The sequence below is a fragment of the Neobacillus sp. genome, assembly GCF_031988165.1.
Taxonomy (GTDB): Bacteria; Bacillota; Bacilli; order Bacillales; family Cytobacillaceae; genus Neobacillus; species Neobacillus rhizosphaerae.
Window position 1 is genome coordinate 1 of record NZ_DALZYO010000041.1, and the last position, 11,732, is coordinate 11,732.

The window sequence follows — 11,732 nt, forward strand, 5'->3', positions numbered from 1 at the left end:
TTTTTAGTGAGTAAATAGATAACAACGTAAGAGTGAGTAACAGGAGGAAACGAGAATGACAACAGTTTTATTCGTAAAAGCAAACAATCGTCCAGCAAATCAAGCGGTTAGTGTGAAATTATATGAGGCTTTTTTAGCGAGCTACGAAGAATCACATCCAAATGATACAGTAGTAGAGCTTGATTTATACAATGAAGAATTGCCATATGTAGGAGTAGATATGATTAACGGTACATTTAAGGCTAGCAGAGGACTTGATTTAACAGCAGTAGAAGCAAAAACAGTAGCTGTTGCTGATAAATATTTAGATCAATTCCTTGCAGCTGATAAAGTTGTATTTGCTTTCCCGTTATGGAATTTAACAATCCCAGCTGTACTACACACATATATTGATTACTTAAACCGCGCGGGCAAAACATTTAAATATACGCCAGAAGGTCCAGTAGGTCTTATTGGAAATAAGAAAATTGCATTATTAAACGCAAGTGGCGGTGTATATTCTAAAGGACCAGCAGCTGAAATAGAAATGGCTGTTAAATATGTAGCAAGTATGTTGAGCTTCTTCGGGGTAAAAGATTTAGAGAAAGTAGTGATTGAAGGTCACAACCAATTCCCTGATAAAGCAGAAGAAATTATTGCCGTCGGGCTTGAAAAAGCTGTTAAAGTAGCAAGTACGTTCTAATTAACAAAACACTTGTCACTCAAAATGGTAGTACCCCACTTTTATAGCGGTGGTACTGCTTTTTTATTCGCTTATTTTGTTACATTTGGACAGTTAGCACCAATTGATTTGAGCTTTACACTCTCTACTTATAAACGATAGAAAGAAGGATTTACATTATAATGGAACGTTTATGGACAAAAAACTATATAATGCTGACAATTACAGCATTATTACTATTTAGTGGTTTTTATTTACTAATGCCGACACTTCCTATGTTTATTAAACAATTAGGTGGAAGTGAATCTCAAGTTGGATTTATTATTGGAGTGTTTACAATATCATCAGTAATTTTTCGTCCTATTATTGGAGGATTAATGGATCGATATGGTCGAAGTATATTTATAATAAGCGGACTACTATTTTTTGCAATAACAATGTACTTTTATGATTGGGTAACAGGAGTTATATTTTTAGTGATATTACGGATCCTCCATGGAATCAGCTGGGCATCTGCTACAACTTCGATTGGAACGGCTGTGACTGATGTTATTCCACCATCTCGTCGTGGAGAAGGAATGGGATGGTATGGACTTGCAATGACTTTAGGCATGGCTTTAGGACCAATATTAGGTCTTTGGGTAGCAAAATCATTTTCATTTCATTATTTATTTCTTCTATGCACAACATTAGCAATTATTGCATTAATACTTTCACTTGGTACAAAAATTCGAACGGTTCAAAATACATCAAAAAAACCAATATCATTTTTTGAAAAAACAGTCTTACCACTAGCTATTGTTACATTTTTTCTAACTATTACTTTTGGTGGCATTACAACATATTTACCCCTCTTCGCAGCAAAAATCCAAGTTAATGTTGGTACTTTTTTCTTAGTTTATGCTGTCACACTTACAGTTATTAGACCGCTTGCAGGGAAGATTTCTGATAAATATGGAGAAGGGGTCATTATTACCCCTGCCCTTATTACACTGATAGTCGCGCTATTAGTCCTAACAATGACAAAAGGGCTTGTAGGACTAGTTATTACAGCAATTTTGTACGGAATTGGATTCGGATCGGCACAACCTGCTCTTCAAGTAGCAATTATACGATTAGCTCCACCAGAAAAAATAGGGGTAGCGAATGCTACATTTTTTACTGCTTTTGATTTAGGGATTGGTTTAGGAGCTATTATTCTTGGATTTGTTTCACAGCTCATGGGATATCAAATGCTATTTGTTGTTTGTGCAATATCTGGATTTATTAGTTTGTTAATTTTTATTTTGTTTGTAAAAAAGACACTAAAATAACCATTTAATTTACGAAAAAAGCTCTTTATTTTGTGTTCCAAAAGTAAAAATCTTCACGAAATAATCGGATTCTTAAAATAAAGTGTTTTATCCATTTTTCGCCTTGAATTTTTACACCATAAGAGGATAAACTGTAAGCTTTTATTTTTAAATTAAACGAAATATATCGGTACTTTTTTATAAAAACATTTTTATAGGAGTTCGTAATGAAAACAATATATAATGATTTAACATCTATATTAAATGCGGAAAACATAAAAACAAATGAGCCATTAAGCAACTATACTTTTACAAAAACTGGTGGAAAAGGTGATTTAATCATAACACCAAAAACGTATCAAGAAGTACAAAATGTATATAAATATTCTTTAAAACATAATATCCCTACAACAATTTTAGGTAATGGTTCAAATCTAATTATTAAAGATGGTGGAATCCGCGGAATCGTATTAATTTTAACTACGATGAATAATATTCATTTATCCAATAATAAAATTAAAGCTCAAAGCGGCGCAGGTATTATTGAAGTTTCCCGCTTTGCACTTAAAAATAGTTTATCCGGATTAGAATTTGCTTGCGGAATACCTGGTTCAATAGGTGGTGCTCTTCATATGAACGCAGGAGCCTATGGAGGAGTAGTATCCGATGTGCTGCAAGAAGCTCTTGTTCTGGATACAAATGGCGACTTTTTAACTTTGTCAAAAAATGAAATGGAATTAGATTATAGAAAAAGCAGCATTGCACAAAACGGTTACTTAGTTCTAGAGGCTACTTTTGGCTTAACTCCGGGAAAATTTAATGAAATAAAAACAAAAATGGACGATCTTACTTTCCTGAGAGAATCAAAACAACCCCTAGAATATCCATCTTGCGGAAGTGTTTTCAAACGTCCTCCAGGATATTTCGCGGGTAAATTGATTCAAGATAGTGGACTACAAGGAAAACAAATAGGAGGAGCACAAGTTTCAAAAAAACATGCCGGTTTTATAGTTAATGTCGGATCAGCTACTTCTACTGATTATCTTAAATTGATATCTTACATTCAAAATACAGTTAACGCAAAATTCGGTGTGGTTCTCGAACCAGAAGTTAAAATATTAGGAGAAGATTAAAGAGTAAGCTGTTTCAATCTAAAGTTGTTTTATTGCCAAAAAGGAAATTTTTACAATTAAATTGAAAATAAAAAAGAGAATTCGGGAGAAGAAATGGAATTTGTTTGTACAGATAACCCGCGACTTTGATTACTATCTAAATCTTGATTCACATTAATATCACAACAAAAAAGAGCTAGAAGACCTAGCTCTTTTTTGTTGTGATTAATAATAAGAAGCTTTTTTGTTTTCTCAGTGACTTTCTTATAATAACATGTGTCTTTAGCTCACAAAGAAAAAAAGCTATTGCCTTTGTTCCATAATCGCCCTTTTAAGTTCAGTTCTTCACAAGTTCACAAATCATTAAGTTGAGGAAAATCTTTCATATAAATTCCTCTCAATTATTTATGATTTTTTTGTCTTACACCATTTATATATATATCCGATATTTGTTCAGCAAGAAATATAGAGCTTTCCTTTCCATTTAATACGTATCGTAAAGTTAAGCTCTCAATCGTTGCTAAAGTAGACTCGGCTAAAATACCAATACTTACTTCCTTCCTGAGATATTCATTTTCCTGCTCCCAAGTCATAATTTGGATTAAAGAATTCAGTATTTCTTTTCTTATTTCTTCAATATAAGGATTCAGAAAATAAACAGCTCGTGTATAATCGGGATTATATGCCATAAATTTGAATATTTCTTCCCATCTTTTACGGGTATTAGTTTGATTATTCGGGTCATTTTTTCCAATTATAAATTGTTGGATTAACTTATTCTTCCAGTTCTCTAAAATCTCCATATAAAGAGCTTCCTTATTCTCAAAGTAAATATAGAAAGTTCTTTGTGAAAAGCCAGCGTTGGCTACAATATCTGATATTTTTGCTTGATGAAAACCAACTCGCGCAAATTCACTAATCGCTGAATTCATAATGCTTTCTCTGCTTTTCACAGCCTTGTTAGGGTCCCGAGCCACTTAATAATCACCTATCTCATGTGTAGAGTATTATTGGATTTATACTTTAGTAACTATCGAGTTACTTGTAATGCACTTTATAACTATGCTTTTCAATACTCTTCAATATTATCCTTAGGTTTTCGGCAATGTCAAGAAAAAAAAGGGGATGTCAACCCATCCCCTAGTATGAACACGTATTTAATTAAGCGACAATCTTTTGAGAACGTTTAGATGAATCCATTTTTTTGAAAAGCAACATATATCTTTCCCGGTAATTTAATACTAAAACCAAATGAACCAAGAACATACTTACTCCTAAAACGGTTAATGAAGGATTCAGCACCAAAATAAAGAAAAGAATATTTATGGTAATTGGTGCTAATAAAGCTAACGCCAAAGGTGCTAAAAGATCAGATAATAACAAAATACTTCCAACTAACTCCGTAATTTTCACAAAGGTCATAAGACCTGAAGACACCTCTGCGTCTATTAAATGCTGTGCCATGCCTGTCATCTTAGGCAAAGGCATAAAACCAAAAAGAAACCCGAGCGCGGAATAAATATAGAAAACAGCGAATAAATAACGAAGAACCAAAGACACCTTTTTCAAAAGTAAAAACTCCTTTTTTAATATAACTTCTTTTCTAAGTAAAAATACAATAAACATTTCCAGAAGACGACACTTTAAAGTGGTTATACTAACTCGTTAGTTAGTAACTCATGAGTTACTAATATTGTACTAAATAAAAAAAATTTTTCAATAGGAGGTCACATGAAAATCATGTCCATTACGTGAACAATTCTTGCAATTGTATGGAGTTGAGATTTAGGGGATTTAAGGAGCTACATTTTAAGTGAAAACCCTCACAATTTCTTCAGCCTTACCAATTTTTTTAATCGTGTTATTCCACAAACTGGCCCTTTAATGGAATAACATACTGGATTTTATTTACAACATCTTCAAGAACATAAAAAGAAAAATTTAGTACAGGAATTTAATCAAACTTTATTATAAATTATTGAACTTTTTTACAAATTATCAATCTTTATTTTAAATCTACAATTACAAGGAAAATGAAAGAATTGTATGAAAAACACAAAATACATAACTAAGCAAATCAAAATCCCCGTTTCCACTAATGGATCCGGGGATTGAACGTAATGAAAGACTGACACTTCAACTATAGTCTATTCCTGTAACTATCCATTCTCGTTTCAAGTGTTCTAATCAAAACATGGAACGTGAATCCGTCAAACTCTTTATCGCTTCCTAAATACGACTCCAGTTCATTCTTTGCAGCAATCAGCTCCATTCTTTCTTTATTTGCTTTTGCACCTTTTGTTGGCTCATTAACCAGTTTTTCTGCCTCTTCCAATAATTTCTCCGCTCCAGCAATGTCCGTTTTACCGTATGCTTCCAACTCATATAAACTATAGCCGTACTTAGTACCATTTACCGTTTTTCTTTCCGTCATGATTACTTTTAAATACTTAGCATCTACATCTTTTAAATGGATTGTATCAATATCACCGGCGCTAACTCCATTTGTAGCTGGATATGAATAAACTTCCTCGAAAGTATTTCCATCCTTTGAAGCAAGCAATGTATATTTCTCTGCCCTGGCTCGTTCCCAAAAAAGCTTCACTGTATCTATGCTGCGAGAATCATCTAGTTCTACCATAATCCATTGATTATCAGCCTCAGCAGCTGAAATATTGTACTGGGAGCCCCATCTAGTTAATAAATCCCCATCCGTTATATTTGCTGCACGTTGAGACTGATTGTATTCCGAAGAGGTGGTTACTTTTTGTTGGTAAGCAACATTTCTTTGACCAGGATCGTAAGATAAAATATTTTTAATGTTATTGCTTGATAGAGCTTTATTCATTACCGTAATGTTGTCGATTTTTCCTTTGATTCCTTGCCCGATTTTTTCCAAAGGCAGGACAAAGGTCGAGGAGTCATTGACCCGGCCGCCCAGCTTATTCGTTTGCTGAGAAGTAGAAACTTGTTTTCCATTAATAAATAAAGTCGTTTTCTTTTTATCGCCAACAAGAACAACATTCTGCCATTCGTTTTCTTTTAGTGAGTAATTGTGGCTAAACGTATAGTTTTCAAATTTTGATAAGCTTCCATCAGACGTTTTCTCATTTCTTTGATAACCCAGCTTACCTGTTTGGTTTAAGTTCAAATAAAAATCTCCATCTTTCCCAGAAAACAAGGTAGCATCGTTAAGAGACCCTTCATCTAGTTTAATATCGAACGAAACCGAATATGGATATCCTATCCCTGACAAAGGAAGTTCAATGAAATTATCCCCATCCAACTGTAGGGATTTCCCATCATAACCATCGACAAGGTTCGGTCGGCCTTTGATTTTTGAATCATATTCATTTCCTGATAAGTCTTTAACTTTGTTATTCTTCATCGATTCAAAATCATATTTAAGGACTACATCTGTTTTGGACTCAACGAATCTCGAAGGGTTAGATGGTGGGATTTTATTTTGAACCGCATTCACCCGTTCCATAAACTGCTCAGAGGTCTGACCAGCTGTTTTTTCTCCGTACCAAGTTTTTTCGGAAACTAACACAACTGCATCTTTCATTCGATTAAAAATATCATAACTTGATAAACCGCCCGAGAATGAAGTCATATCATTCCATACCGCAAATTCTGCACCTTTTGTTTGTGGATGGGCAAATGGCATGGTTGCTCCGCCATTTCCTCTACCGTTGTTATTCAAATCATTTACTTCCCATGAATCATATCTATTTTTTATATCCAAATAATCCGGATACCCTGCATTTCCAACAGGAACAATATACAGATCTCCTCCGCACGTATTGATAATGTCATAGCCTAAACCGTACATTTCCTTTACATCAGACCAGTACGGAGCCCAAATATTCATCGTTGCCTTATTGCTTACCGGGGTATTTCCATTGAAGCCATTTTTTCCAATTGATCCCCAAAGTCTTGTTTCATACCCTTTATTATTAATATAATTAATAAAATGGTCCGTATAGGCTCTCATTTGCTCTGAATATTTCTTATCATACTCATCCGTACCCATATGGAATTTACTACTTTGAATGACCCTATTTTCATCAGTTGGACTATCCCCAAGAAACTCATCAAAAAGGGACTCAATAAATGGATAAACCAATTTTTGTTTTTCCGAGGTGGTAATGTCTAAAGCCCCTTTGGAAAGCATCATGTCCGGATTCACAGCTCTAAAGCTTTCCGCATGGTATGGTGTATCAATTTCTGTGACAACATCTATTCCAACCTTTTTCATATTCTTTTGAAAAGCAATGTACTCTTCCTGTGTATAGTACCCATCCTTTGCATTAATTTCTGGATATTTTTTACTTTCTACCCGAAAAGCTTGATAATTTGCTGCGCCCCAATAATCATTAATGTGCAATTGAATTTCATTTAACTTAAACCATGCCATATATTCTGTCATTTCTTGAACATAGTCTAACGGAATATACATCCTGCCAACATCCAGCATTCCTGAGCGTACTTCATATTTTGGATAGTCTCTTGCTATTCCTTTAGGAATGCTATTTTTATTGTCTGATTGATATAAGATTTGCGTAAGGGAAATCCCTCCATAAAGGATCCCTTTTGTTTTTGGAGCACTCACTATAATTTTATCGGTGATCTCAAGAGTGTACCCTTCCTCACCTAAATGATGTTTCGTATTGTCGATTGTTAAAAAAATATCCCCAACTCTTGCCTTCGAGCCTTTATGAACATTAATCTCTTTTCCTACCATATTTTTAAAATAGGATTGAATACCTCGAGCAGTTTCCATTAAAGTATCCGGGGCAGACGAATCTACCACTAAACTAGCTCCTTTTTCAAGTTCAAAATTACCAGTATAACCCTTCCATTCTCTCAGACCAGGTATAACGTTCGGAACCGGGTTATCACCTTCTTCATGTTGATATTTTCCTTCGACATTAATTGGAATATCATTGGAAGAAATAGCAAAATTCTTACTGTCACTTTTATTGGTTACTTTGTACAAAATGTTTACCTTACTATCACTAATTGGTTGATAGTAATTCAGATTCATATCGATAATCTGTTTATTATCCGATCCAAATAAAGAAACTTCATATCTTGGGTCTGGAGAATCAGGTAAAAAAATTTTTTTACCATCATTAGAAAGTGCAGGCTTCATGTCACTCATATAGTTAACAACGTCTTGTGAATTGTTAAACTGAATATGTTCATAAACTTCCAGCTCCCAGATGGAGACATTTAGTAATTGAGTGACACCAGGAGCAGGTGTGTTTCGCGATTTGTTCGCTTTCACTCGTACATATCTTGCCGTTTCAGATTGAGGTAAATTAATGATTTTTTCTAAGTTTGCTTCTGAAGCATCCGTGTAATGACCGATTGTTTTCCAATCTTCTTCATTTGCTGTATTACTAACTTGAACCTCATAGTCTGGAGAATACGCTTTTTCCCACAATACTTTTATTTGTCTAATTGTCTGTTCTGCTCCTATATCTACATAAATCCATTGAGGTGCATTAGGATTAGTGGTACTTCTTTTATTAGAAGACCATCTCGCATCCGATATTCCATTCTTTGATTTTCCTGAGCGGAGTCCATCTACAGCAAAATCTGCTGCTAATCTCCCGTCATTCACTTCCAATCCAGAAACTTTAACAGGTTTATCTAGTGCTAAATTAGGGTTTTGAACTTCTGCTGATGCATTAGCTGCGGGCTGAAAATATGCCATTAACATACATAAAATGCATAGTAAACTGACATAAAAATTCTTCTTTTTTCCTAACCTCAATTTCATCCCACCTCGAATAATAGTTTTAAAGAGTGACCATTCTTCTGCGATATTGAATAGGAAGACGATAGAAAAAGGACCTTTTTCCTCGGCATACCTCCTTTCTATGGAATGCAAAGCTAAACGGTGATTGATTTTGATTGGTCTAAAGTAGTTAAGAAAACCCATTAAATTATTCAATAAAAAATAACGCAAAAAGGCAGAGTGGTATCAAACTAAAAGAATCGAAATTCTTTCAATTGAACCACTCTGCCTGATCAAATCAGTAACATGTGATAAATATGCAATAACATGTATAGTATAGCACCTATTGTAAACGCATTCAATATGTTCCTTTTATGTTTATAAATAATACATAGGTTCGATATTTTTTGATACTACCCATTCGCTTAATTGTTTCTAGAACTTTTTAGCAGTTTTCCAACCAATTACTCAACATTACTTGATTGAGTTTTACTTTTCTAAAATTCCCATACCAATAGGAACCCCAATTTAGTTTTTTCTTAATCACACTATCATTTTCTTTGGTACCCAAAAATCTGTAAATCCATTTTCAACAGAATAATGATATAGTTCTTTAAGCTTTTTACTTGAATAGACTTGTATATCTTCCCTTTTTCTAAGCTCTGGTAAAGAAATTAAGGTTTCATTTCTGGTAATTAATGTATCTAAAAATATTTCCTTTGCTAATTTATCACTTTTGGATAAATTGCAAGTGCTGCAAGCGATAACTAAATTCCACAGTTGATCAGCCTGGACAAAACTCCATGGAATAAAGTGATCCACATGAGCGGTATCTTTCTTTATGGCTTTACCACAATAAAAGCATTTCCCGCTATAAAATGATGACAGTATTAAGTAAAACTGATCAAGTGAAGATCGCTTAGAGACATTTTCGACTTTCAATAGCAGGTTAGTCGTATCTCCCTTTTCATTAAATTTTTCTAAAAATAACGCAAGGTGATAATTCGTCAAATAATTTAAAACCCGTTGGAATCGCTGCATGAAAGAGTAAAAAGTACTATTAAGTCTTAGCTGTTCCTTCCCATTATCAAAATCATAAATAGTGCAGCCGGTGTCACCGTAAATGGCACCCATGACATTGATCTTGCATCTCTTCTTTACTTTGGTAATGATCTCAACCTGCAATTCATGAGATAGCTTATCAAAAACAAGGGTCTTTGGGATTTGATACTTTGCTTGGACATCAAGAAGTATTTTTTGTACCTCGGCCTTCTTATCTGTCATATTAATTTGGTTTAGGTTATGATGGATAACCAGGTTCCAGTATATTTTGGCAAAGCTCGAAAATAAGGTTGAGTATGGTAATTCCAGCTTATCATTCACATTGTACAAGTTTTCTAGAATCGATTTAATCAAGACAAACTTGTATGTAGTCGAATTTTTTGATTTTGAAGAGAAGATGAAATTAAAATGTGCCCATATTTCTTTATCCATTAAATAGGCTGTTTTCATTTCTCCCACTTGTAATTTATGGCTCATTGGCCCTTCCCCCACTATGTTTAGATGCTAGAATTCTTTTTAATCTTCAACCTCAATTAAATAAATTCTTTCTTTAAAACCGCCACGCGTCTCCAGCTTTCTTTTCCGAACTTCATCAACTTCTGTATACGAAACCCCATGGTACTCTGCTAAAGAATGAATGATTTCTAACAAATCCGCAAGTTCCTCAATTGCCTCATCATTATTCCTGCTATTTATGTACTCATCGAGTTCCTCAAAACTTTTCTTCTGTAGTGATTTGATATATTCATCATGATTTAATATTTTTGTGGAGCATTCCTTACCGGTACTTTCAATGATTTTTGGGATTTTATCACGGACTAGTTTATTATATATAGGCATTATGCATACTCCTTTATTTAATGTTGAGGATTGGTATCTAGATTTTTATTAACCCTGTAATGTTGGCTTCCAACTTTAATAGCTTCACTAAATTTTGGCGAACTCTTTTTTCTTCTCCGCTCTACAAATAGATTGTAAAATATATATAAATGGAACTTCTCCCTCTTTTAACATTGCGTTAATAATGGTGTCACCTTTGCATAGCAGTATACGGTAATCTAATACCTTATTATTGCAATATTGTAACATTTAAAATCAATCTATTACTAAATAATACCATATCCATTTCATACAATGTGTACCCTTTTCCCTGAATAAATTATAATTGATACAAAAAGAAATACCGAGCACTATCCATTTGCTCGGGTGGTGCCTGGCACAGTTTATTTATGGATTAATAATAAAACGGGATTGAAAAAAAATAGCACTTACCATGGCTGGTAAGTACTTAAAAAATGACCTAATTTGATATTGCATCCTTGTTTGATATGTTGTTTACCTGGTTAATTATCAGTGCTGCGATACCTTGGATGATTGTCTTAAAGATTACTTGCCCTATAATTGCCGCTGGGACCGCTTCCCATGGTAAGAAATTTGCTCCCAAAGGACTAAGTCCTATAATAACAAAAATGACTGAATCCAATAATCCACCAACTAATCCACTATAAAAAACTCTCCAACTCATAGGTAAGTTTAATCTTGTGTAAATTTCTGTATCTGTGCTTTCAGCTATTACAAAAGAAAGAGCGGAGGCTAAAACAATGATTAACGTATCACCTAGAAAGTATGAAATTACTGCCGATAATAATAAAGCAATTCCTATAAAATAATAAGTTTTCTTCCTTCCATACCTATTTTGGACCAAGTCTCTAAAAATAAAAGTTGCTCCAATTAAAAATGTTCCCATTGGAACAATAAAAATTCCAATATTCAATGGAGCGAAGGCTGCAGTAACCACATTTGCGGTTACAATTGAAATTAAATATAATAGTATTCTCATTTGTTACATACTCCTT

Annotated in this window: 9 protein-coding genes; 3 read left to right on the forward strand and 6 right to left on the reverse strand. The window is 33.9% G+C overall.

Annotated features, from left to right (window positions below; translation table 11 throughout):
- The first annotated feature begins 55 nt into the window (after nt 1-55).
- The 3 genes from RTR43_RS20725 to murB all read left to right on the forward strand — a co-directional run bounded on the left by RTR43_RS20725 (nt 56) and on the right by murB (nt 3,086).
- Nucleotides 56-682, forward strand: coding sequence for an FMN-dependent NADH-azoreductase (locus RTR43_RS20725; RefSeq protein ID WP_312474664.1), 627 nt, complete (start codon nt 56-58; stop codon nt 680-682).
- Between the two features lie 161 nt (nt 683-843).
- Nucleotides 844-1,974 (forward strand): MFS transporter, encoded by a 1,131-nt coding sequence (locus RTR43_RS20730; protein WP_312474668.1) that lies wholly within the window; start codon nt 844-846, stop codon nt 1,972-1,974.
- Between the two features lie 206 nt (nt 1,975-2,180).
- Nucleotides 2,181-3,086 carry a UDP-N-acetylmuramate dehydrogenase gene (murB, locus tag RTR43_RS20735; RefSeq protein WP_312474671.1) on the forward strand — a complete coding sequence of 302 codons (906 nt, stop codon included), beginning with the start codon at nt 2,181-2,183 and terminating at the stop codon, nt 3,084-3,086.
- Nucleotides 3,087-3,466: 380 nt separating this feature from the next.
- Here murB and RTR43_RS20740 read toward each other — a convergent pair whose 3' ends face one another.
- The 6 genes from RTR43_RS20740 to RTR43_RS20765 all read right to left on the reverse strand — a co-directional run bounded on the left by RTR43_RS20740 (nt 3,467) and on the right by RTR43_RS20765 (nt 11,716).
- Nucleotides 3,467-3,997 carry a TetR/AcrR family transcriptional regulator gene (locus RTR43_RS20740; RefSeq protein ID WP_312474673.1) on the reverse strand — a complete coding sequence of 177 codons (531 nt, stop codon included), beginning with the start codon at nt 3,995-3,997 and terminating at the stop codon, nt 3,467-3,469.
- Nucleotides 3,998-4,226: 229 nt separating this feature from the next.
- Nucleotides 4,227-4,625 (reverse strand): DoxX family membrane protein, encoded by a 399-nt coding sequence (locus tag RTR43_RS20745; protein ID WP_312474771.1) that lies wholly within the window; start codon nt 4,623-4,625, stop codon nt 4,227-4,229.
- A gap of 580 nt (nt 4,626-5,205) precedes the next feature.
- Nucleotides 5,206-8,850 carry a discoidin domain-containing protein gene (locus RTR43_RS20750; RefSeq protein WP_312474676.1) on the reverse strand — a complete coding sequence of 1,215 codons (3,645 nt, stop codon included), beginning with the start codon at nt 8,848-8,850 and terminating at the stop codon, nt 5,206-5,208.
- 507 nt (nt 8,851-9,357) lie between these two features.
- Nucleotides 9,358-10,353 (reverse strand): HNH endonuclease, encoded by a 996-nt coding sequence (locus tag RTR43_RS20755; protein WP_312474679.1) that lies wholly within the window; start codon nt 10,351-10,353, stop codon nt 9,358-9,360.
- 39 nt (nt 10,354-10,392) lie between these two features.
- Nucleotides 10,393-10,716 carry a nucleoside triphosphate pyrophosphohydrolase gene (locus tag RTR43_RS20760; RefSeq protein ID WP_312474682.1) on the reverse strand — a complete coding sequence of 108 codons (324 nt, stop codon included), beginning with the start codon at nt 10,714-10,716 and terminating at the stop codon, nt 10,393-10,395.
- A gap of 460 nt (nt 10,717-11,176) precedes the next feature.
- Nucleotides 11,177-11,716: a VUT family protein gene (locus tag RTR43_RS20765; RefSeq protein WP_312474684.1), complete on the reverse strand. Its 540-nt coding sequence runs from the start codon at nt 11,714-11,716 to the stop codon at nt 11,177-11,179.
- Nucleotides 11,717-11,732: the final 16 nt, after the last annotated feature.